The organism is Candidatus Poriferisocius sp. (genome assembly GCF_965219815.1).
Lineage (GTDB): Bacteria > Actinomycetota > Acidimicrobiia > Acidimicrobiales > Bin134 > Poriferisocius.
Genome location: NZ_OZ244791.1, coordinates 1,679,313 through 1,701,029, shown reverse-complemented (window position 1 = coordinate 1,701,029; position 21,717 = coordinate 1,679,313). Strand labels below are relative to the sequence as shown.

Sequence of the window (21,717 nt, the reverse complement as noted above, 5' to 3'; positions counted from 1 at the left end):
GGGCATGACACGGTTCAACCTCATTTCGACCCCTCGGCCCGTGACCAGAGCTGCCGTGGCCGCGGCACTGATCGCTCTGGCCCTGCTAGCCGGTGCCTGCTTGCCCGGTGAGCCCGGCACCCCCGGGATCCCCGGCTCTGCCAATGGCGGCTCCGGCACTCCTGAGGCTACGGCTGAGGCCGCTGAGCACCTCGATGATGTGGAGCTGTTGTCGGCGCTTCAAACCATCGGAGATTGCGCCGCCGTGTTGGAGTATCTGCGGGCTGAGACCGTCGAGCGGGTAGGCCCCTACGGCCTTGACCGGGATCGCTATGGCGGCTTCGGGCCTGTTTTTTCCGACATGGCAGAGGGGGCTATGGCTGAAGACGCAGTAGCTGTTCCGGCTGCTGCCGAAGAAAGCGCGGGTTCCACCGGCTCATTTGCCGGTGATGACGCCGCGGGGTTCTCAGGCACAAATGTGCAGGTGGCAGGCGTCGACGAGCCCGACATTGTGAAGACCGACGGCAACCGCATATTGGTGATAGCCCAGGGCCAACTTCACTATGTGGACCTGACCGGAGAGCAGCCGGTCTACCGGGGCAGCCTCAAGCTGGACGACTCGGGGTGGGGTCAGGAGATCTTGATGCGCGGAGACCGCGCCCTGGTGTTCTCCACCAGCTTCGGAGAAGACGAGCTGGGGCCGGTGGCCGCCGACGAGATGGTGGGTGAAGCTCGAATTGTCGACTTGGCCTTCCGCGGCTCTCAGTCTGCCCTTGTCCAGGAGGTGGACCTCTCCGACCCGGGAGCGATGGAGGTGGTGGCCGAGCTCCGCGTGGAAGGGGAATACCTCAGCGCACGCTCGGTGGGCACAACGGCCTGGCTGGCAGTGTCCAGCTACCCTCTGCAATTCGAGTTTGTGCATCCCAGCGGGCCCTCGGCCGAGAAAGCAGCCGAAGAGTCCAACAAGCAGATTGCCGCCACCGCTGAATTGGGTGCCTGGCTGCCCGGCTACCGCCTCGACGGGCCTGGCGGCACTCAGGCAGGCCTGCTGCCGGACTGCGACCAGCTTTATACCCCAGCGGAATTCTCCGGGTTCACCGTGCTCTCTGTGCTCACCTTCGACTTGGAGCAGCCTTTGGGCACCGGCGATGCGGCCTCGGTGCTGGCTGACGGGAGCACTCTTTACGGCTCGGGCGAGTCGCTGTACTTGGCCTCCAGCGCCCACACCCGCCCCGAGCCCCGAGAAGAGGGCCAGCCCGCCGTCGAAGAATCAGCAGCCTCAGACGAGGCGACTTCGGAGTGGACAACCACAATCCACAAGTTCTCCGTATCAGAATCTGGCCCGGCTGAGTACGAGGCTTCAGGAGAGGTCTACGGCCACTTGCTCAACCAGTTCTCGATGGATGAGCACAAAGGCTTCTTCCGAGTGGCCACCACCATCGGCGAGCCCTGGAGCGCCGAGTCCTCCCAGAGCCAAGTCGTTGTTCTAGAGCAGCAGGGCCGCCGCCTCGCCATTGTCGGCAGCGTCGGCGGTCTCGGCGAGGGCGAGCGCATCTTTTCGGTGAGATACGCCGGCGATGTCGGCTACGTAGTGACTTTCCGACAAGTGGACCCCCTCTATGTGCTCGATCTCTCCGACCCGGCCAGCCCGGCAGTGACAGGCGAGCTCAAGATCCCGGGCTTCTCCACATACCTGCACCCCCTTGGCGACGGCCTGCTCGCGGGAATCGGCCAGCAGGCCGACGAGCGGGGCCGCACCCAGGGGACAAAGGTGTCCTTGTTCGACGTGAGCGACCCGGCCAGCCCGGAAGAGCTAGACGTGATCGTGTTCCCCAATGGCTACAGCGAAGCAGAATGGGACCATCGGGCCTTCCTCTACTGGGCCGAGAGCAGCCTCCTGGCCATCCCGTTGAACCAGCGGGAGACCTCTCCTCCAGTGCCTCTGATGGAAGGCCCAGCGGCGGTCGAGACAACTGTGTCTTCGCCCGCCGAAGGAGAGCCATTCACTGGAGCGGTGGCTCTGCGGGCAAACCGGGACGGGATCGTCGAACTCGGTCGAATCACCCATGAGAGGCCCACGGCCTCTTTCCCGGGCTGTCGTCCGGTGGCTGATCGCGGCGTCTTGGACGAATGGCTGTCTGAGGCCGACGCCTTGCAGATTTGCCCGACGGGAGCACCCGACGAATACCCCGGTTTGTCCTGCGAGGCATGGGAAGCCGAATGGGTGCAAAAGCAATGGCCTGAGCTGGGCATCGACAACGACGAGAAGCTGCTGATCTGCTGGGATTGGACCCCGAGAATCCAGCGCCTGCTCATCGCCGACGGGGACCTCTGGACCATGACCGAGCGGGCCATCCAGGCCAACGACCTAGCCACCCTGGGCTTTCAAACCCAGATTACCCTGCTCCCCCGGAACTAGGAAGAGCCCCCGCCACACCGCGGCGCCGACAACGCACCACCCGAGAGCAGTGACTATCCCAGCCCGGCGCAGGCTCGATTAAGCGCACTCACAATGGCCCGCATCGAGGCGGTGGTGATGTCGGTGTGGATGCCGCAGCCCCACAGCTCGCGCCCATCCACCAGCAACTCGATATAAGCCACCGCCTCGGCGTCCGTGCCGCCGCCCCGGGCGTGCTCGTGGTAGTCCACCACCTTGACCGGGGTGTCGATGATCTCGTTCAGCCCAGTCACGAACGCATCCAGCGAGCCCGCCCCCTCGCCGTGGACCACCACCTGGTCGTCGCCAGCGGTGAGGCGGGCGGTGACCACGGTGCGGTCGGCCCCCCGGGCGTTCTGGGCCGACTCGTAGCCGTTCAACCGATAGGGCTCGTCCAAGTCGAGATACTCGGTGGCGAACTCGCTGTGGATCTGGTCGGCGGTGATCTCCTCGCCGGTTTCGTCGGCGATCTGCTGGATCACCCGGCTGAACTCGATTTGCATCCGCCGGGGCAGGTCCAGCTGCACCTCGGCTTGGAGGAGGTACGACACCCCGCCCTTGCCCGACTGGCTGTTCACCCGCACCACGTCTTGGTAGGTGCGGCCCACGTCTTTGGGGTCGATGGGGATGTAGGGCACCTCGAACAAACTCTGGCCGGTCTCCTCCATGGCCTCGAACCCCTTCTTGATGGCGTCCTGGTGCGAACCGGAGAAGGCGGTGTACACCAGATCACCCACATAGGGGTGGCGGGGATGGATGGGAAGCTGGTTGCAGTCCTCGGCCACCCGGCGCAGCCCGTTGATGTCGGAGATGTCCAGCTCGGGGTCCACCCCCTGGCTGAACAGGTTCATGGCCAGGTTCACCACGTCTACGTTGCCGGTGCGCTCCCCGTTGCCGAACAGGGTGCCCTCCACCCGGTCGGCGCCGGCCATGAGCCCGAACTCGGCTGCGGCCACCGCGGTGCCCCGGTCGTTGTGGGGGTGCAGGCTGAGCACGATCCGGTCCCGGCGGGCCAGGTTGCGGTGCATCCACTCGATCATGTCGCCGTAGATGTTGGCGGTAGACATCTCGACTGTGGCCGGCAGGTTGATGATCACCGGCTTGTCGTGGCCGTCAGCCAGAATCTCCACCACCTCGTCGCACACCCGCTTGGCGAAGGGCAGTTCGGTGCCGGTGAACGACTCGGGCGAGTACTCGTAGAACACGTCGGTGTTGGGCACCTGCGGCTCCAGCGAACGGCACCACTCCGCCGCCTGGGTGGCGATTTTGGTGATCCCGTCCATATCCAGGCCGAACACCACCCGGCGCTGGACGGTGGAGGTGGAGTTGTACAGGTGGACGATGGCGTCGGCCGCCCCGTCGATGGCCTCATAGGTGCGCTCGATGAGTTCTTGACGGGCCTGGGTGAGCACCTGGATGCGCACATCTGAGGGGATGGCCTTCTGCTCGATGATCTCCCGCACGAACCGGAAGTCGGTCTCCGACGCGGAGGGGAAGCCCACCTCGATCTCTTTGAACCCGGCCTCCACCAGGGCGGTGAACATCTTCCACTTCCGCTCGGGGTTCATGGGCTCGATGAGGGCCTGATTGCCGTCGCGCAAATCCACCGAGCACCACCGGGGCGCGCCGGTGAGCACGGCGTCGGGCCAGGTCCGGTCGATCAGCTCGACCGGCTCGAACGCCTGGTACTTGTGGATCGGCATTCCCGACGGCTGTTGGGGGTGTAATCCGATTTTCATGGCATGGCCTCGATTGGAGTTGACTCACGAAAAAACCCCCTGCCCTTGCGGGTTCAGGGGGTCGGGGCGAGCACCTCTGGGTGCTCGCCCTACAAGAGCAGCAGGTGGGTGTGGATGCGGCTCATCAGGTCAATCCTACGCCGAAGCCCGGGTGTTTACCAAACATGCCGAGGCTGCTAATCGGCTGGAACCAGGCCCAAGTAGCGGGCAGCCTGTACTCCGTCGATGGCCACCAGAGCCTCAGCCACGGCCTTGGGCACCGGCTGGGAGGTGGCGATCACCATGGAGGCCCCTTCCCCAGTGGGCGACTGACCCACGTCCATGTCGTCGATGTTGATGCCCGCGTCGCCCAGTAGGGTGCCCACCGCGCCGATTATGCCGGGACGGTCCTCGTTGGCGATCAAGATCATGTGCTGGGCAGGCGGCATGTGCAGGCTGTGATCGTCGGCCAGCACCAGCACCGGCTCCTGGCGGGCCCCGGTCAACCGCCCGCCGAGACTGTGGCCCCCGCCTCGCACGGTGAACAAGTTCACGTGGTCTTTGGAGGTGGGCGTGCTGATGGCCCGAACCTCCATGCCCTTCTCCTTGGCCACGTCCATTGCGTTCACGTAGCTGACCTGCATGTCCGACACTGCGCTCAACAGCCCCTTGACCACCGACATCACCGCCACCGTGTTATCGGGCTTGCCGATCTCGCCGATGAGCTCCACCTCGAGCACACCGGGCAGCCGCTCGCACAGATTGCCGAACAACCGACCTAGCTGCTCCGCCAGCGGCAGATAGGGCCGCAGCACGTCGGGAACGTTCTTGGCCGGCACGTTCACCGCCGCGGGTACAAACTCCCCGGCCAGCGCCAGCATCACCTGTTCGGCAATGGCGTCTCCCGCCTTGCTCTGGGCCTCTTCGGTGCTGGCCCCCAGATGAGGGGTGACCACCACCGAGTCGAGGTCGAATAGCGGGGATTTAGTGATTGGCTCACCGTCGAACACGTCCAAAGCGGCCCCGGCGATGCGCCCCGACGCCACTGCTTCGGCCAGATCCGCCTCGTCCACGATGCCGCCACGCGACACATTCACGATCCGCAGGTTGGGCTTGGCCCGCTTCAAGAGCTCAGAGTTGATCAGCCCGACGGTCTCGGGAGTGCGGGCCACATGAATGGTGATGAAGTCGGACTGGGCCACCAGCTCCTCCAGCGACACCAGCGCCATCACACTGTGGAGGGCCGACTCCTCCGACACATAGGGGTCGCTGGCGATAACCCGCATGGCGAAGCCCAGCGCCCGCTCGGCCACCAGCCGGCCGATGCGGCCCAGCCCGATGATGCCCAGCGTCTTGTCGCTCAGCTCGATGCCCTCCCATCGGCCCCGCTCCCACCGACCATCGGTGAGCGCAGCGTGGGCCTGGGGGATGTTCCGGGCCTGGGACAAGATGAGAGCCATGGTGTGCTCGGCGGCCGAGATGATGTTTGACAAGGTGTCGTTCACCACCAGCACCCCGTGCTCGGTGGCGGCGTCGACGTCCACATTGTCCAAGCCCACCCCGGCCCGGCCCACGATCACCAGATCGTTGCCCGCGTCAAGCACCTCGGCGGTCACCTGGGTGGACGAGCGGATGATGAGGGCGTGGACCCCCGACACCGCCTCCAACAGCTCATCGGGCGACATTCCGGTGCGAACTTCGACGTCGTGCCCCGCATGGCGAAGCTTGGCCACCCCGATGTCGGCGATCTTCTCTGCTACCAATACCCGGGCCATCGGCCCTCAGAATAAACCGCGCTTAGCCACCCACCGGGGACCAATATGCGACTCCCCTGTGAAATTGCCCGCTAGCGGCGGATTGCCACTGGCGAGATGTCGTCGGCCAGGTCGAACCCCAAGATCTGGGCGAAAAAAGAGAGCTCGGCTTCTAGGGCGGCCACGATGTTCTCTGCCTGGCGGAAACCGTGCTGTTCTCCCTCGAACAGTAGGTAAGCCACCGGGATCGACCGCTGCTCCAGGGCGGCCACGATCATCTCGGCCTGGTTGGGGGGCACCACCACGTCTTCGGAGCCCTGGAGCACGATCATGGGGGCTTCGAAATCGTCCATGAAGTGGATGGGCGAACGGGCCTTGTAGATCTCTTCATCATCGGGGTACATCCCCACCAGGCTGTCCATGTAGCGGGCCTCGAACTTGTGGGTGTCAACGGCCAGCGCGGCCAGATCGGCGATGCCGTAGCGGCTGGCCCCGGCGGCGAACACCTTGTGGAAGGCCAGCGCGCACAGAGTGGTGTAGCCGCCCGCGCTGCTGCCCCGGATGATGAGCCGGTCGCCGTCTGCCTCGCCAGTGCGCACTAGGTGTCGGGCGGCGGCCACGCAGTCGTCCACGTCTCTCACCCCCCACTGGCTCTGGAGGGCCTCCCGGAAGGCGGTGCCGTAGCCGGTGCTGCCCCGGTAGTTCACGTCAACCACCCCAATGCCTCGGCTGGTCCAATACTGGATGCCGAGCTGGAGCTGGCTGCGGGCCGCGCCGGTGGGTCCGCCATGGCCCAGCACCAACAGCGGCGGCTTCTCGCCAGCCGGGGCCTGAGCGGTGGGATGGGCCGGAGGGTAGAACAGCCCGTGGGCCTCCGCGTTGTCGGTGGTGGGAAAGGTGATCGGACGAGGGGAAGACAGGTGGGCCGGATCGACCGGGGTCCGGGCCGGCGGACGGATGACCTCGTGCGTCCCGCCGGCGACGTCGATGCGCACTGCGGTGGGTTCCTGAGTGGGCGAGGCGGCGATGGCGCAGACGGCATGGGGTCCGGCAGCGCGGACGCTGGCATACGAGGTCCAGGGCAGATCGAGCAACTCAGGCTCGGACCCATCGGGGGGCACGATCCATAGCTCGGCCAACGACCCTCGCATGGCCGCCACTGCCACCGTGTTGTCGTCGCACACCGCGTAGCTGGGATCGTCGAACACCCATGCCGGGCGGTGCATCTCGGCGTCGAGCTCGAAAACCGCAACCAGATCGGTGCCTTCGACGCGGTAGAGGTTCCACCAGCCATTGCGGTCGCTCACCACGTAGAGGCGGCCGTCGGGGCCCCACTGGGGCTCCACCACCGAGCCCATGCCCGCCACCGCGCACTGGCCGTCCACCCACAGCTCGGTTTGGTCCCAGGGCATGTTGGGGTGGTTCCACTGAATCCAGGCCAACCGCTGCCCGTCAGGGCTGGGGCGGGGCCAGGCGTAGAAGTCGGCTCCGGTGGCCACTATCTCCGGCTCGGCCGATCCGTCGGCGCTCAACTGCACGATCTGGTTGGCCTCTTCCAGGGTGCGGCCCTCTTGTTGGGCCGCCCGGGGCGCGTGGTGGTCTTCCCGCACACACACCGTGGCATCGCCTAGGGCTCGACCATCGGCGTAGCGCCATCCGTGGGCGAATGCGGGCTCAGGGGTTATTGGGCGAGCTGTACCATCAGCCGACACATGCCACAGGCGACCGTCGGCGTCGTCGCAGGCGTACACCCCGTCGGTGCCGTCGGGCCACCAGGCGCCTCCGCCGTAGCTGTGTACCCGGGTCCGCACCGACGCCGAGCTCCACAGGTCGCGGCCGTCGCACACCAGCGCGTTGCGGCCCGACTCGGCCGGGCGAGACTCTGTCCACCACATGCGCCCCCGCTGGTGCCACAAACTGACCGGCAAGGCGGCGCCGGCCACCATCGACTGGGCCGAAATGGGCGACGGCCAACTCCCGTAGGCAAGGGTCTGGGGATCGCTCACTACTCGGTCTCCTCATTCGGGCCGATCACGGCGACAGGTCACCCACCCAGTAGATCAGCGATGCGGCCGATGCCCTCACCCAAGTCGTCATCGCCGAGGACGAACGACAGCCGGGCATAGCCGGGGCCGGCGAAGGCCTCGCCAGGCACGATGGCCACCTGGGCCTTGTCCAGGATCCAGCCGGCCAATTCGGTGGTGTTGTCGGGAACACCACCGCGGCCCAGCACTCCCTCAAACGACGGGAAGGCGTAGAACGCCCCCTGGGGCTCCAAACAGGTCACCCCGTCGATTCCGTTCAGCATCTTGTGCATGGCTCGTCGTCGCCGGTCGAATGCCGCCCGCATCTCCGCCACCGCGTCCAACGGCCCGCTCACTGCGGCAAGTGCGGCCCGCTGCGCCACATTGGACACATTCGAGGTCTGGTGCGACTGGAGGCTCACCGCCGCGGAGGCCGCGTCGGGAGGGCCGATCAGCCAGCCCACCCGCCATCCGGTCATGGCATAGGTCTTGGCCACGCCGTTGAGCACCAAGCACCGGTCGGCCAACTCGGGGACCACCACCGGCATGGAGCAAAACTCGTGGTGGTCGTAGGTCAGATGCTCATAGATCTCATCGGTGATCACCCACACGTTGTTTTCCGCCGCCCACCGGCCGATGGCCTCCACCCGGTCGCGGGGATACACCGCCCCGGTGGGGTTGGAGGGCGACACGAACACCAGCGCCTTGGTGCGATCGGTGCAGGCCGCCTCAAGCTGGTCCACGGTCACCATGAACCCGTCGTCGGCCGTGGTGGGCACCTCCACGCTCACCCCGCCGGCCAGGGCGATGGCCTCGGGATAGGTGGTCCAATACGGCGCGGGCAACAGCACCTCGTCGCCCGGGTCCAACAGCACGGCGAAGCCGTTGTAAACCGCGTGCTTGCCCCCGTTGGTCACCACCACCTGAGACGCCTCTACCTCGTAGCCCGAGTCGCGCACGGTCTTGGCGGCGATGGCCTCTCTCAACTCCGGGAGACCCCCGGCCGGGGAATAGCGGTGGTTCTTCGGGTCGTCCACTGCCGCTCGGGCGGCATCCAAGATGGCCGCCGGAGTGGGAAAATCGGGCTCACCAGCGCCGAAGCTTATGACCGGCGCCCCCTGGGCCTTCAATGCCTTGGCCTTGGCGTCAACCGCCAGAGTGGCCGAGGGGGCAATCGCGGAGATGCGCTGAGATATGCGAGCCATAGGCGCAGCTTTCCACACTGCCGCCAGGGAGTTGATGTTCAATTTTCTCGGGGCGTAACAACGCCGGATGACCTCTCGGCGTCGATATCGTGGGAACTTGTGAGCAGCGTTGCCCAAACCGCCAAAATCACCATTCCCCCCGACCTTCTGCCCGAAGACGGCCGCTTCGGCAGCGGGCCGTCTCGGATTAGGCCCGATGCCGCCGCGGCCTTGGCCGCGGCGGCCAACAACTTCCTCGGCACCAGCCATCGCAAGTCCACCGTGAAAGACGTGGTGCACCGGCTCCGGGCCGGAGTGGCCGAGCTGTTCTCGCTGCCCGACGGCTACGAGGTGGCGCTGGGAAACGGGGGCACCACCGGGTTCTGGGACGCCGCGGTCTTCGGGTTGATCGAGTCGCGCAGCCAGCACTTGAGCTTCGGGGCGTTCTCGGCCAAGTTCGCAGCCGGAGTGGCCGGCGCTCCCCATTTGGAGGCCCCTGAGATCATCAGCTCCGAGCCCGGCACCCACCCCGAGGCGGTGGCCAATCCCACCGTCGACGCGTATGCCCTGACCCACAACGAGACATCCACCGGAGTGTCGATGGAACTGCACCGCCCCGCCGCCGACGGCCTGGTGCTGGTGGACGCCACTTCAGGGGCCGGAGGGTTGCGCTTCGACGCCGCGGAGACCGACGTGTACTACTTCGCCCCCCAGAAGTGCCTGGCCGCCGACGGCGGATTGTGGCTGGCCTGTTGCTCGCCCGCCGCGGTGGAGAGAATCGAGCGGATCGCGGCGTCCGACCGCTGGATCCCTCCGTTCTTGGATTTGGGCATCGCCCTCAGCAGCTCTCGCAAAGACGAGACCTACAACACACCGGCGCTGGCCACCGTGTTCTTGGCCGTACACCAGGTGGAGTGGATCAACGAGAACGGCGGTTTGGAGTGGGCCGCCTCCCGCTGCGACCAGTCGGCCGACATCATCTACACCTGGGCTGGCAGCCGCAGCTTCACCACGCCGTTCGTGGCCGACCCCGCTATTCGCAGCCACGTGGTGGCGACCATCGACTTCGACGGGGTTTCGGCCGACGAGGTGGCCGCCGTGCTGCGAGCCAATGGCATCGTCGATGTGGAGTCGTATCGGGCGCTGGGCCGAAACCAGCTCCGAGTGGCCCTGTTCCCTGCCATCCCCCCATCGGATATCGCCGCGCTGTGCGGCTGCATCGATTACGTGGTGGAATCCTTGTAGCTATGGCAGAGGGGGCTGACACCACCGGGAAGCTGTTGGTGGCCACCCCGCTCATCGGCGACGGAAACTTCGAGCGCACCGTGGTGCTAATGCTGGCCCATCAGGAAGAGGGGGCAGCCGGGGTTGTGCTGAACCGTCCGTCAGGCCTGCTGGTCAGCGATGCCCTGCCCCAGTGGGCCCCGCATCTGGCCCCGCCACCCACCATGTTCATCGGCGGGCCGGTGTCCAACGAATCGGTAGTGGCTCTGGCCCGAGTGCGACAGAACCCCGACCAGGGGTGGTGGACCCCCGTGCTCGGCCTGGTAGGCACCCTCGATCTAGAAGCCGACGCAAGCGAGGTCGCTAGCGCAGTAGACGGAGTCCGCCTGTTCGCCGGCTACGCCGGCTGGTCCCCCGGACAGCTCGAGGACGAGATCGAATCCGGCGCATGGTTCGTGGTCGACGCCGACCCCGCCGACCCCCTCACCGAAGAACCCGGCGAACTCTGGCCCGCCGTCCTAGCCCGCCAGCCCTCCCCCATCTCCTGGTTCACCCACTACCCCACCCACCCCAGCCACAACTAAGCAGGGAGAGTGGCTAGACAAGAGCTCGTTTCTGATGGAGAAGCCAATGGCCGCCAATGAGTGGACTGTGGCGTTCCGAGACGAGGAGAAATATCTCGCCTTCGGCCGCGACAAGGAACTCCTGCCGGTCTACAGGGTTGTCGGCTCACTGAAGCGGATCTCCATACTTATGCCAACGAAGATGAATTTTCCCGGGTGTCTCCGCTTCCTGCCGTACGCCGAGAAGCTGATGCCGTTGAAGTAAATGAAGAACGGCGTAGCCACCAAAAAGTACGGCCCATTAGTCAACAGGGAGCCACAGCCCGACTGACAGGATCGTCTGTTGCGCTCAATCGCTCTCTCGCACTTGATGCACTACCGACTTGCTGCCCTTGATTAGCAGCGCAGAAGTGAACTTCCACTTATATCCGGCGGCTTTTGCCAGGGGGGTCGGAGGTAGTTGCGATTGGTGTCGGGGTGTTTTTCGACGGCCCAGTTGTTGTGGTGAATTTTGTCGTGGCAAGAGTGGCACACCAGCACGAGGTTGTCGGGTTGGGTGGGTCCGCCGTGTTGCCATTCGACGATGTGGTGGGATACGCACCATTCAGGCCCTACCCGACATCCCACGCAGCCGCCGTCGCGGGCTTCGAGGGCTGCTCTGAGGGCGAAAATCGGGTGGCGGCTAGTGGTTCCCATCCAGATGGGCTCAGTGTCGGCCTCCCTGAACAGACCACAGAGGATGTCGGCGTCGCAGGCCAGCGAGTGGAACTCCGATGGCGGGAGCGGAGTGCCATCAGCAAGGCGAGGGTTGCCCATCTTGTTGTCGACGAGGTCGTAGTCGGCCATGAGCACCAGCGTGGTGCCTTGGGGCTGGCCATTGCCGTCGCCATTGGCCTGGCGGGTGATCAGCTGCTCAAGCGCATCTGCCCTGCGGTGCCCGCGTGAGATGTGTTCTTTGCCCCGGCGGCTGTTGTCGAGGCGCCAATCGGCATCGGTCTTGGCGCACAGCGCCTTGCGGATGCGGGCCGCCGCGGTCGGGTCGAATAAGGCGAACAGCTGCCACATCCCGTCGTCGCGCTCAGAAAAGCTAGCTGTGCGAGCCTGGCGCTGACGCTCCCGGCGGGCCTCCCCATCGTCACCGGCCAACTCGCTTTGGTGGTCCCGCATCGTCTTGCGGAACTGATCCGGCGATTCAGCCTCCGCGGCGGCCAGCATCTTCTTCTCATTCAGCGGACCGTTCTGCGACGCAGTGCCCATGATCCGGGCGTGCTCCGGCGTGATCCGGCTGTCCACCAACGCATCCCTCGTCGCCGCCAGCTTCTCAAGTTGCGCGGCCTCGTTCATCGTCCTGCGGGCCTGATGCGATGACATCCGCAGTCCACCCAACAACCCGTCCACCGTGTCGCCCACCCGAGACCGGCGCTTCTTCTCAGCCACCACCTCGGAAATCAATCCCGAAACCCGGCTTTGCACCCGCCCCAACGCCCTTAACCGAGCATCCAAACTAGCCGAGTCCAGTCCCCGTACATCCACCGCCGCCAACACCGCGACATCAACACCATCAGCAGCGTTATCCCTGGTCAAAGTCCCTACAGCCATGTCACAAGTCTACCGACACCAGTGACAACTTGATCCTGGCTAGGACGACGACACACTCATGGTCGTGGCGCCACAACTAGGTGAGCTTCCCCCCTAATCGTGGAGAGTTTGTTTTTGAGGGTCGGGGTTGTGGGCCTGTTCGTATTCTACGGGGCTGGTCATTCCGATTGCGGAGTGGAGGCGGTGCTGGTTGTACCAGGTGTGGACCCATAGGGTGATTTCTCGTCGGGCCCGGGCTCTGGTGGTCCAGGCTCGGCGTGAGATGAGCTCGTGTTGGAGGGTGGAGAAGAACGACTCGGCCGGCGCGTTGTCCAGCGCGTTGCCGGTTCTTCCGGTGGACCGTGAGATGCCGAGCCGCCGGCAGGCGGCGGCGAAGGCTTCTGAGGTGTATTGCGATCCCTTGTCCGAGTGGAAGATGACGCCTTTGACGTTGCCGCCTCTGGTGGCGACCGCGGTGTTGATGGCCTGTTTGGCCAGCTCGGCGGTCGGGTACCGGTCGGAGGTGGCGAAGCCGACCATGCGCCTGGAGTAGAGGTCCTCGACGGTCGCGAGGAACACCGGGCCCTCGGCGGTGGGAACCTGTTTGAAGTCGCCGCACCATTTCTGGTTGACCCCTGTCGCGCTGAAGTCGCGGCCCAGAAGGTCTGTGGGGGCCGCATGGGAGCTGTCGGGGCTGGTGAGGCCCTTTTTGCGTTTGGGGCGGGCGCACAGGCCCTGGCGGGCCATCGAGGCCTCCACCGTCTTCTTCGACACCGACAGGCCATCGCGTCGCAGCCGGGCGCGCACCCTGGGCGACCCGTAGGTGCCGTCCGATTCGTCGAACGCCTTTTTCACCTCGGCGTCCAGCGCCCGGCGACGCCGCTGCCGATCGGTCAGCGGCCGGTCGAGGTGCTTGTAGAACGTGGATTCCGCCACGCCCAGCGCTCTGCAAGCCACAGAGTGAGGCACACCGTGGTCGGTCCTTTGGGCCGCGATGAACCCTGCGGTCACCGCGTCGCCTCGTTGACCCAAAGGACCACGGATCGTTTGAGCACATCACGCTCCATCTCCAGCTCGGCGACCCGGCGGCGCAGCCGGGCCAGCTCGGCCCGCTCGTCGCCGCTCAGCCCGCCCGAGCGCTCGTCTCGGTCCCGGCGCACCCAATTCCCGAGCGTGCCCTCGTTGACGCCGAGCTCCCGGGCGACGTGGGCCACCGGCCGGCCGGTCTCCTTGACGATCCGGACAGCCCCATCACGGAACTCCCGGTCATAATCTCTTCGCGGTCTGGACATAGCTCCTCCTTATAGAGCATGTCTCCACGAAAAGGGGGGAACCTCATAGGTGTAATGTTCATAGAGGTTGTTGACGCGGCTGGCTGGTGTGCCGTTGATGGCGGTGTGGTGCCTGTGGAGATTGTAGTTGTGGACCCAGGTCTGGAGTCGGCGTCGGCGGTCGGACTCTGATCTGAATTTGTAGTTGTAGAGGAACTCGTCTGCGAGGGTCCGGTTGAACCGCTCGATGCTCCTATGTTTTGTCAAGGGCGGGTTTGGCGGGTAGGGCTTTGAAGACTTCTCGGGCGACGTAGCGTTTGAGGCAGCGGATGATCTCGCGTTTGGTGAGTCCTTCGGCGGTGCGGCGCTCTAGGTAGGCGCGGGTGGGCTGGTGGTGGCGGATCCGGGTGATGACGATCATGTAGAGGGCGCTGTTGGCGGCGCGGTCGCCGCTGCGGCTCAGTCGGTGGCGGCCGGTGGTTCTTCCGCTGCTGGCCGGTTGGGGTGCGACGCCGCAGAGTTTGGCGAACGCGGCTTCGGTTCGGATCCGTTCGGGGTTGTCGCCCGCGGTGACCAGGAGCTGGCCGGCGATCTCGGCGCCGACGCCGCAGAGTTCGACGAGGTCGGGCGCGGTGTGCTCGACGAGGCGCTTGATCCGGCGGTCGAGCATTTTGATCTCGGCGTCGAGGGCGAGCCATCGCCGGGCGAGGTCGCGCAGTGCCAGTTTGGTCGCGGCGAGTTGGAGCCGGTCTGGTTGGTCGACGAGCTCCAGGGGGTCTGCCGTGTCGGGCTCGAGCGCGTCGCAGCGCTTCACCAGTGTCCGCTTCGTTAGTCCGATCAGCTCGTCGCGCAGCTCTCCGGAGGATGCGATGATGATGCTGTGCAGCGTGAGGAATGCCTGCGTGCGGGCCTTCACGGCGCTTGAGCGCGTCACCCGTGATGCACGTATTGCCTCCACTGGACCCGATTTCGACTTCGGGACCGCGGTCGAGGTCTTCGCCAAGACCGAACGAGCGGCCTGTTCGGCGTCGAGCCGGTCGGACTTGCCGTTGGCGCGGCGCGCCGAGCGGTTCGGCCGGTTGACCTCGACGACTCTGACGCCGGCCGAGGCCAGGCGGCGGGCGAGGGACGCTCCATAGGACCCGGAGCCCTCTATGCCCACGGCCGCGACCGGGCCGTGAGACCGCAGCCACGCCAACAGATCGACCTCGCCTTGGGAGTCGGTGCCGAACCCCCGGTCTCCGAGAAACCGGCCAGCGGGGTCGATCACCGCCGCCCGGTGGCTGTGCTTGTGGGTGTCAACCCCGCCGATCACACCACTTGGCTCTGTCGTCATCATCGGGCCGCCTTTCCATTGGGAAGCTCTAATGGGCAGCGGACCGCGGCGGCGGCCGACAGGTCTGTGACGAGGCCATGGGCCATGCTTCTATAAGGTCAGGTCCGCCCAGCGGTCCGCACACCGCCACAGCGCCGGTCCCGGCCGACAAATCGAACGAAGGACACAACGGTCAGACTTTTGCCCGGGTCAGACCAGGCCCGGCACTGCGACACCACAATCCTCACAGGCTTTGCCGTTGGTCTGGGGCCGGTAGGGTCGGGTGCGCCGGTGTTCGGTGCGGTTTTGGGCGAGCGCGTCGGCGAAGGCCTTGGAGGTGAAGTTGCGGCCGTTGTCGGTCATGACCGCGTCGATGCCGACGTTGAGCTTGTTGAACCAGCAGCGGGCGTTGCGCCAGAACGCTGCGGCGGTGTCGCCGCGCTCGTTGTCGTGCGCCTCGACGTAGGCGACGCGGCTGTGGTCGTCGACGGCGACGTGCAGGTACGTGTACCCGAGGCGGCGTTTGCGCTTGGCCTTGGGGGAGCCCCTGCCGTGGACCCGCCACCCGCCGCCCGGGGGCACCTTGCCGACCTTTTGACGTCCAAATGGACCAGATCGCCCGGTTCGGGGCGCTCGTAGCGCCGTATCACCCGCCCGGTGGGCCGGTCGATCCACGACAGGCGGTTCAGCCCGTTGCGCGCCAAGACCCGATGCACCGCCGACGCAGGCACCCCCAACCGGGCGCCGACGCGGGCCGGACCCCACCGCTTCTGGCGGCGCAGCCAGCACACCCGCTCCTCGGCCTTGGAGCCGGTGCGCCGCGGCGACCGGCGGGGCCGAGACGACCGATCCACAAGCCCGGCGTGCCCCTCGGCCTTCCAGCCGCGCCACCACTTGGCCACCGCGGCCAGCGACAGCATCATCTGCGCGGCCACATGGGCCTGCGGCGCCCCCGCCTCAATCCGCTGGACCATCAACAAACGCCCAGCAGGGGTCAAACGTGCATTAGCGTGCAACATCGAGCCTCCCTTGCTCTGTGCGGTAGTTCACAACCACCACACTGGCATCGGAGGCTCACCCAATAGCGGAGCTACCAGCCCGAGCTAACAACCTCCATGGACAGAACAACTAGCATGACGATCATACCCAAGTTCTTCCACGGTACTTATTCCCTCTTGTAGCCTCTTTTAGTATTACTCGCGCCTTCCAATCAGCCAACGTTCGATGGGAATGAACAATAGAAATACTGCGACCTGGACTCCCAATAGCATCAAATACCCAAATGTATCTGAGATAATCTTACTAGAATACGTCACAATCAGTAGCATTGGAGATATGAGAGCAAATGCTAATGCCATAATTGCATGGGTAGCGCTACTCAAGTACTCGTCTGGATGCGACAGCTTATAGGCCAACCAATTGATAAAATACCTGCGGAAAAAATTGAATTGCAAAATCGTCCAAAGCGCCGCTAGAGACATAATAGCCTTGTTGCTACCAATTGATTCAGCTAACGTATCTGCTTGTTCATTTTCGCTCCATAAGGCAACAACGTCAGACAAATGAATAACTCCAACTGCTGTTGTTACAGAAAAACCAATTATACAAGTTGTGATCCCAAAGAACACTCGACCAAACTTGTATAGAGGTTGTGGTTTAACGATGGAGTCCAACTTTCCGACTAACCGGTTCAGCGGCTTGATTGTTGTATCAATCAGAGAAGTAATCCTCCAATTAGGGAAGAGTAATGGCCATGCAAAAAAGGTCATTGCACCATAGCTGATGAAATAATCTGCAGTTGACAAGAATTCTGGATTTGACAATCTAATCCAGAGGAAGATACCCGCAATCAAGAGTGGCACATACCAGCGTTCCCAATTTACCATTACTCGACTCTCCTCATTTATCTAGCAATCACCCCATGGTCTTCTTATCTGACAGTAGCCATAGCTCGACCCGAATTCAACGGTACTTCACCGTTCTTTGTTCCAATTGTCAGGAATCCAGACAAATTTCTAAAGTCGTAAATCTGGCCTCACAAAAGGGAACCAGGATTCTTAACCGCTAAACCTCTACTGATCCAGCCCCAGTCAAATGAGAAAATTTTACCCCTACGGCTCCACCAATACTTTGATGGCTCTTAAGGTGCTGTTGGCACCGACCACCGCCATTCGCTTATCGCCCAGCAAACTGACCAGGTGGAACCCGTGCACACCGCCCCATCGTGTTGGCCAAGGCCTTGGGGTCGGAATCAACGATCAGCGTGTAGATTGGGAAATCACCCCACCAGGCTGTCCACCCATCGGTGTCCATCGCTGCCGACTGTTCGGTCAATCGCACTCCATCAGGGCGTCGAACCCGCCGTCACCCAAGGCGTTCAGCAGTTTCGTCGTCGGGGCCTTCGGATCGTCTTCTGTGTTCTCCGAGGAGTCGAACCCGTCGAGGGAGGCGGCATACTCGGCAAAGGCATCCTGGTCGGCTGTCTTGACTGAGCAAGGGCTTCCGCACCCCCCTCCTCTAGGGCGACCGTCGCAAAAAAGGACGAAACTCGGTTTCCCGCCTGGGACGGCAATGCCGCTCAGTCGCCTATGCGCTCAGCTTGAACTAGCTGCAGTTTCCTGTCTCGCGAACCATAATGAGAAAGCCTGCTGGTACTGCTCTAGTGCGAAAATGCAAGCCCCGGAGTGCCAGGCCGAAGATCTTGTCTGAGATCGGCTAGGACGGGAGCCGGGGCTTCCGCACTCTCAGGAATAGTTGTTCAGCCGCTGCCTGGATTCCCCGAAATTGTCACTGCCTGGAAGTAGGGTCGTGTCGTGGGTTCCAGACGCAACTCTGAAGGCACAGAGCACCGCCGGATGCCGTTTCCTGATCACGAACCCGCTGCTACTTCGTCAAGTCGACAGCCAAACCCGCATACTCGACTAGATGTGGGGGTTGATGGCCCAATGGACGAGCTGAATGGCCCCCTGTTGGCATGTGGGCCAGCGATTGAGGCCCTGGGGCTACTTCCTGATGGGTGTGCGCAGACGGTGGTCACGTCACCGCCCTACTGGTCGCTTCGGGATTACTCGGCCGAAGGTCAGATTGGCCGCGATGACGCTCTGGGCGAATACGTCAAGAGCATTGTGATGGCGTTCGACCAAGTGCGCCGGGTGCTGACTGACGACGGCACGGTGTGGTTGAACGTGGGTGACTCCTACACCTCGGGAAATCGCAGGTACCGGGCGCCTGACCGCAAGAACCGGGCTCGGGCTATGTCAGTGCGACCTCCCACTCCTGAGGGCTTGAAGCCGAAAGACCTGATTGGCGTTCCGTGGCGGTTGGCATTCGCCCTCCAAGATGCGGGCTGGTGGCTGCGTTCCGAAGTCATCTGGTACAAGCCGAATGCCCATCCCGAGTCAGTTTCTGATCGCCCGACCAAGTCCCACGAGACGGTGTTCCTACTGTCCAAGAACCAGGACTACTACTACGACACCGCGGCAGTGAAGGGCCCCAACGGCCGCCGGCTGCGAACCATGTGGGACATCAACACCGAACCCCGGAGAAAGGACGCCGGCGGCATCGAAGACCACCCAGCCGTCATGCCCATGACCCTGGCCCGCCGCTGCATCCAAATCACCAGCCGCCCAGGCGACACCGTCCTAGATCCATACGCCGGATCAGGAACCACCTTGATTGCTGCCCAAGACCTCGGCCGAAACTGGGCAGGCATCGAGCTCAACCCGGCCTACGTTGATCTCATTGAGCGCCGGATCACCGAGTGAGCCAGCCATACAACCAATCCGCAAATACGGCTGACCTGAGGGCCAGCATCGAAGAGCTCTCTCCCATGGGAGAAAGATTTCTCGCCAGGATCATCGACTCGCTCTCATCCCCCCTCAAAGCTGAGATCTCAGAAACCTGGCTCGGCCAGACACCTGGGTGGACCGAGTACTTCGGTCTCACGATCTCAGTACATCACGGGACTACCACCGAGCCCCTGGGCCTCGTCGGCTTCGAAGTCGCATTTCGCAACGCGTGCGAAGCAGTCGGCTGGACAGTCGACGAGCCAGGTTCCGCTACCCAGCGCTTCGTGGACATGACGGTCCAAACTAACGAGGAGACCAAGCGGAAGCTCTCTTTGAAGTCCACCGCCGCGCTGAGGTTGTCCGCAACCACCGCCCACATTTCCAAGCTCACCGAGGCAGCCTGGATTCAGGACGTTCGATCCGCCAAGACTCGGCGAAACCACACCCTTGACCTATTCCGCCAGTACCGGGAAGCCGTGGACTCCATCATCATGCTCCGGGCCTTCCGCACCGACCGCACCTCCCTCCCCACCAAATATCAGCTCCTAGAAATCCCCACCGACATCTTCGCCTCGCTCGATGACGCCCCCCTAGAAGCCTTCGCCGCCGACGGCCCCACCATCGACTGCACCTATCAAGGCGCCCCCGTCGCAGCAAAGGTCTCCCTCGACCGCTCCGACGCCAAAATCACCGTCAAGCAAATCAAGCTCTCAGCCTGCACCCTCCACGCCGAATGGAGCATCGGCAATTCTGTTCGAGGATAGTCACACAAGTTTCCCCGAATAAATAAACCCCATGACGCACCTGGCTCATAAAGATTGTTTTCCTATCGCACAAATGTCGAATAGCAAATCGCAACTATAAAATACGGGCCTCTTACTACTTTTCCTCATGCCGCATGGGGTTCCTTCAATGGCAGGTGCTCAAACACCGACTCCGTGTCTAAGCTCACGCAGGGCTCAGCGGGACCGCGGATTGCACAATGCTCAAACAAGTACGCCCCGAATGGTATATCTTCAGCCCCATGCTGCCACCCAAACACAAGACTATGACATCCCCATCCTGCATTGGTCATGTCGATTAAGAATTCCAACTCATCTATTCCACATACCGTTCTCGAGGGTCTCCCATTCTTTTGCGGTACTAGGTCCTTCACTATAGAAGACGAGTGAAGAATTGGCCTGTCCACCACAACGAGTGCTGTGGCATACCGAGGCTCCGGACCACCAATTTCGTCCGCCACTTTCCCCGCTATCTTCATCATTTCAAATGCTTGCTCTGCCTCCGATTGGTATTGGCTAAGCTTTTTCCGAGTGGCTGATATATCACCAGCCGCGATACCCCGTGGATTTGTTTGCATTGACGTTTCAACAAATATGTATGATCCATTACTTGGATCGACGATCACATGATCACACACTTTGCCACCATACTCCCTGCCGATTGCCTCCAATTCCATGGCGCCAATCACCATGTACCTATCCCTGAGTTGCGTCAATTGGTCATGCACATAGGCTTCAAACAAATACCCCATTTCCCTATTGGCCTCACGGCCGGATCCTCTGCCATGTCCCTTCAAGCGGTACAAATCTATGGCGCGATCGGCCATTAGCTCAATACTGTGAGGGACGACCTGACCATCAGAAAACTCAATAATGGGATTGTTCCTACATGCCAGACTGTCTCCAGGTGGCAATTTACCGAGATTGGTGTTACTATCAAGCCGTTCAGTAATGGCATCGTTGCGGATTACATCAACACCGCTGACAAATTCCCTTCGAATGATAGACTCGAATTCTGGTGAAAATGGTAAGACGGATTCACCAATTTCCATGTTCATGATTCGATCCCATTCGATTGGTGGAGACGCTTGCTTTTCAACAGCCATTTGCCATCGAATGCATATGAACAGAATTCCAACCAAGAGCGCACTTGGTGAAATCCCCATTTTGCTTTCAAATCGCTTCCTCATCTCGGATGGCCTAGCTCGACCCATCACCGATGGATGGTCGTCCGGGATATCCCATATGCGAAGCCACCTGCTGATGGCACTAAGCCAGGTTCCGCTTGATCTCATTCCGAAGGTGTACTTTGCCAAAATGGTGTTCGCGTCAGAACCTTCGTGAGTGCTGCCGTATACGTCATGCAACATCCAAATGGCGGTTAGCAGTTCATCTAGGCTGGCAGTTCTCTTGGAGCGTATGCAACGAAACCACGCCCTACCCAGTATTTCTTCACCAGTTCCGGATGGGAATTCAAGGTTTCTCCAGCCATTAATCTCATCTTCAGATGCAGCAGACATTTCGCGAAGTATCCAACGTACGACTCTATGGTCGAACAATGGACGACCTGAGCGAACTTCAGCAAAAAGTCGATTGCCAAATGATGGCTGTGGTTGCATGAGGCTGACCATTCTCTCCAACCATTCGATTTCAAGCCCACAAACTTCAGCCTCAAGAGAGAGGCAGGTACATAGGTATACAACCGATTCAATATCTGCAGATGTGAGGACTTTCCAGGCCACTGATTCCAGCGTGGACGTCGAAAGGGGAACGTCAAGAAACTTCGGAGTAGCGAGTATCCCCACCTTCAGTTCCGCCTCTATCTTCATATCTCTAGCGACCATGAGAGGGACTGCGAGAGGAGATTTAGGCAGTTGCACCCATAGACCATCCGCCCCACCAATGGTCGGATCACGCACGAATTCATAGCTTTTTGATCGAGGAGGGAAAGGAAGGAGGAGTTTCTCTAGCGCCAGGGCAAATGGCTCATTCGGCTCTGGTGACCCAGCCAGGATGACGGTCGGAAGCACTGGGCGCGCCTCCTTTACGAGGTATCGGCACACATGAAGCGCGAACTCTGGTGTCCTACTAACTTGCTGG

At 62.6% G+C, this 21,717-nt stretch carries 18 protein-coding genes and 1 pseudogene; 6 read left to right on the top strand and 13 right to left on the bottom strand.

Annotation, left to right across the window (positions count from 1 at the left end; translation table 11 throughout):
- The first annotated feature begins 4 nt into the window (after nt 1-4).
- On the top strand, nt 5-2,398 hold the full coding sequence (locus ACOQPI_RS08050; protein WP_420619154.1) for a beta-propeller domain-containing protein: 2,394 nt from the start codon (nt 5-7) through the stop codon (nt 2,396-2,398).
- Nucleotides 2,399-2,451: 53 nt separating this feature from the next.
- Here the strand turns inward: ACOQPI_RS08050 and leuA are convergent, their stop codons facing one another.
- From leuA to ACOQPI_RS08030, 4 genes are all read right to left on the bottom strand, one after another.
- Nucleotides 2,452-4,155 (bottom strand): 2-isopropylmalate synthase, encoded by a 1,704-nt coding sequence (leuA, locus tag ACOQPI_RS08045; RefSeq protein WP_420619153.1) that lies wholly within the window; start codon nt 4,153-4,155, stop codon nt 2,452-2,454.
- Nucleotides 4,156-4,331: 176 nt separating this feature from the next.
- A complete protein-coding gene (gene serA / locus ACOQPI_RS08040; RefSeq protein ID WP_420619152.1) occupies nt 4,332-5,909 on the bottom strand; it encodes a phosphoglycerate dehydrogenase in 1,578 nt (525 codons plus the stop codon).
- Between the two features lie 71 nt (nt 5,910-5,980).
- Complete coding sequence (locus tag ACOQPI_RS08035) at nt 5,981-7,894, bottom strand: S9 family peptidase (RefSeq protein ID WP_420619151.1); 1,914 nt, start codon at nt 7,892-7,894, stop codon at nt 5,981-5,983.
- A 38-nt stretch (nt 7,895-7,932) separates the two neighbouring features.
- Nucleotides 7,933-9,117 carry a pyridoxal phosphate-dependent aminotransferase gene (locus ACOQPI_RS08030; protein WP_420619150.1) on the bottom strand — a complete coding sequence of 395 codons (1,185 nt, stop codon included), beginning with the start codon at nt 9,115-9,117 and terminating at the stop codon, nt 7,933-7,935.
- A 99-nt stretch (nt 9,118-9,216) separates the two neighbouring features.
- Here ACOQPI_RS08030 and serC point away from each other — a divergent pair, with 99 nt between their 5' ends.
- The 3 genes from serC to ACOQPI_RS08015 are packed head-to-tail and all read left to right on the top strand — an operon-like array spanning nt 9,217 to nt 11,148.
- Entirely contained in the window at nt 9,217-10,341 is a 1,125-nt protein-coding gene (gene serC, locus ACOQPI_RS08025; RefSeq protein WP_420619149.1) for a phosphoserine transaminase, read from the top strand.
- 2 nt (nt 10,342-10,343) lie between these two features.
- A complete protein-coding gene (locus ACOQPI_RS08020; protein ID WP_420619148.1) occupies nt 10,344-10,904 on the top strand; it encodes a YqgE/AlgH family protein in 561 nt (186 codons plus the stop codon).
- Nucleotides 10,905-10,938: 34 nt separating this feature from the next.
- Entirely contained in the window at nt 10,939-11,148 is a 210-nt protein-coding gene (locus ACOQPI_RS08015) for a hypothetical protein (RefSeq protein ID WP_420619147.1), read from the top strand.
- Nucleotides 11,149-11,279: 131 nt separating this feature from the next.
- On the opposite strand, the gene ACOQPI_RS08010 is transcribed toward ACOQPI_RS08015, so the two are convergent.
- The 8 genes and pseudogenes from ACOQPI_RS08010 to ACOQPI_RS07975 form a co-directional block, all read right to left on the bottom strand.
- Nucleotides 11,280-12,482 (bottom strand): DUF222 domain-containing protein, encoded by a 1,203-nt coding sequence (locus tag ACOQPI_RS08010; RefSeq protein WP_420619146.1) that lies wholly within the window; start codon nt 12,480-12,482, stop codon nt 11,280-11,282.
- Nucleotides 12,483-12,575: 93 nt separating this feature from the next.
- Complete coding sequence (locus ACOQPI_RS08005; protein ID WP_420618059.1) at nt 12,576-13,472, bottom strand: IS3 family transposase; 897 nt, start codon at nt 13,470-13,472, stop codon at nt 12,576-12,578.
- Nucleotides 13,469-13,753, bottom strand: a complete 285-nt coding sequence (locus ACOQPI_RS08000) for a transposase (RefSeq protein ID WP_420618060.1) — start codon at nt 13,751-13,753, stop codon at nt 13,469-13,471. The genes ACOQPI_RS08005 and ACOQPI_RS08000 overlap by 4 nt, the downstream gene beginning before the upstream one ends.
- 9 nt (nt 13,754-13,762) lie before the next feature.
- Nucleotides 13,763-13,999, bottom strand: coding sequence for an integrase core domain-containing protein (locus ACOQPI_RS07995; protein WP_420619145.1), 237 nt, complete (start codon nt 13,997-13,999; stop codon nt 13,763-13,765).
- Entirely contained in the window at nt 13,986-15,068 is a 1,083-nt protein-coding gene (locus ACOQPI_RS07990; RefSeq protein WP_420619144.1) for an IS110 family transposase, read from the bottom strand. The genes ACOQPI_RS07995 and ACOQPI_RS07990 overlap by 14 nt, the downstream gene beginning before the upstream one ends.
- 189 nt (nt 15,069-15,257) lie before the next feature.
- Complete coding sequence (locus ACOQPI_RS07985) at nt 15,258-15,722, bottom strand: DDE-type integrase/transposase/recombinase (protein WP_420619143.1); 465 nt, start codon at nt 15,720-15,722, stop codon at nt 15,258-15,260.
- Nucleotides 15,723-15,808: 86 nt separating this feature from the next.
- Nucleotides 15,809-16,021 (bottom strand): annotated as a pseudogene (locus tag ACOQPI_RS07980) (helix-turn-helix domain-containing protein); the annotation flags it as partial.
- A gap of 219 nt (nt 16,022-16,240) precedes the next feature.
- Nucleotides 16,241-16,933 (bottom strand): hypothetical protein, encoded by a 693-nt coding sequence (locus ACOQPI_RS07975; protein WP_420619142.1) that lies wholly within the window; start codon nt 16,931-16,933, stop codon nt 16,241-16,243.
- Nucleotides 16,934-17,992: 1,059 nt separating this feature from the next.
- Between ACOQPI_RS07975 and ACOQPI_RS07970 the strand changes: the two genes are divergently transcribed.
- Both ACOQPI_RS07970 and ACOQPI_RS07965 read left to right on the top strand, forming a co-directional pair.
- Complete coding sequence (locus tag ACOQPI_RS07970; RefSeq protein WP_420619141.1) at nt 17,993-18,811, top strand: DNA-methyltransferase; 819 nt, start codon at nt 17,993-17,995, stop codon at nt 18,809-18,811.
- A 65-nt stretch (nt 18,812-18,876) separates the two neighbouring features.
- The gene (locus ACOQPI_RS07965) at nt 18,877-19,599 is read left to right on the top strand and encodes a hypothetical protein (protein ID WP_420619140.1); all 723 of its coding nucleotides are present in this window, start codon (nt 18,877-18,879) and stop codon (nt 19,597-19,599) included.
- Nucleotides 19,600-19,724: 125 nt separating this feature from the next.
- Here the strand turns inward: ACOQPI_RS07965 and ACOQPI_RS07960 are convergent, their stop codons facing one another.
- Nucleotides 19,725-21,536, bottom strand: coding sequence for a hypothetical protein (locus ACOQPI_RS07960; protein ID WP_420619139.1), 1,812 nt, complete (start codon nt 21,534-21,536; stop codon nt 19,725-19,727).
- Nucleotides 21,537-21,717 lie beyond the last annotated feature (181 nt).

Coding starts and splice junctions, on each gene's coding strand:
- ACOQPI_RS08000 (WP_420618060.1), bottom strand. CDS start 13,753: ATGTCCAGACCGCGAAGAGATTATGACCGGGAGTTCCGTGATGGGGCT.
- ACOQPI_RS07965 (WP_420619140.1), top strand. CDS start 18,877: ATGGGAGAAAGATTTCTCGCCAGGATCATCGACTCGCTCTCATCCCCC.
- ACOQPI_RS08015 (WP_420619147.1), top strand. CDS start 10,939: ATGGAGAAGCCAATGGCCGCCAATGAGTGGACTGTGGCGTTCCGAGAC.
- ACOQPI_RS07975 (WP_420619142.1), bottom strand. CDS start 16,933: ATGGTAAATTGGGAACGCTGGTATGTGCCACTCTTGATTGCGGGTATC.
- ACOQPI_RS08020 (WP_420619148.1), top strand. CDS start 10,344: ATGGCAGAGGGGGCTGACACCACCGGGAAGCTGTTGGTGGCCACCCCG.
- ACOQPI_RS07990 (WP_420619144.1), bottom strand. CDS start 15,068: ATGACGACAGAGCCAAGTGGTGTGATCGGCGGGGTTGACACCCACAAG.
- ACOQPI_RS08030 (WP_420619150.1), bottom strand. CDS start 9,117: ATGGCTCGCATATCTCAGCGCATCTCCGCGATTGCCCCCTCGGCCACT.
- leuA (WP_420619153.1), bottom strand. CDS start 4,155: ATGAAAATCGGATTACACCCCCAACAGCCGTCGGGAATGCCGATCCAC.
- ACOQPI_RS08050 (WP_420619154.1), top strand. CDS start 5: ATGACACGGTTCAACCTCATTTCGACCCCTCGGCCCGTGACCAGAGCT.
- ACOQPI_RS08010 (WP_420619146.1), bottom strand. CDS start 12,482: ATGGCTGTAGGGACTTTGACCAGGGATAACGCTGCTGATGGTGTTGAT.
- ACOQPI_RS07970 (WP_420619141.1), top strand. CDS start 17,993: ATGGACGAGCTGAATGGCCCCCTGTTGGCATGTGGGCCAGCGATTGAG.
- serA (WP_420619152.1), bottom strand. CDS start 5,909: ATGGCCCGGGTATTGGTAGCAGAGAAGATCGCCGACATCGGGGTGGCC.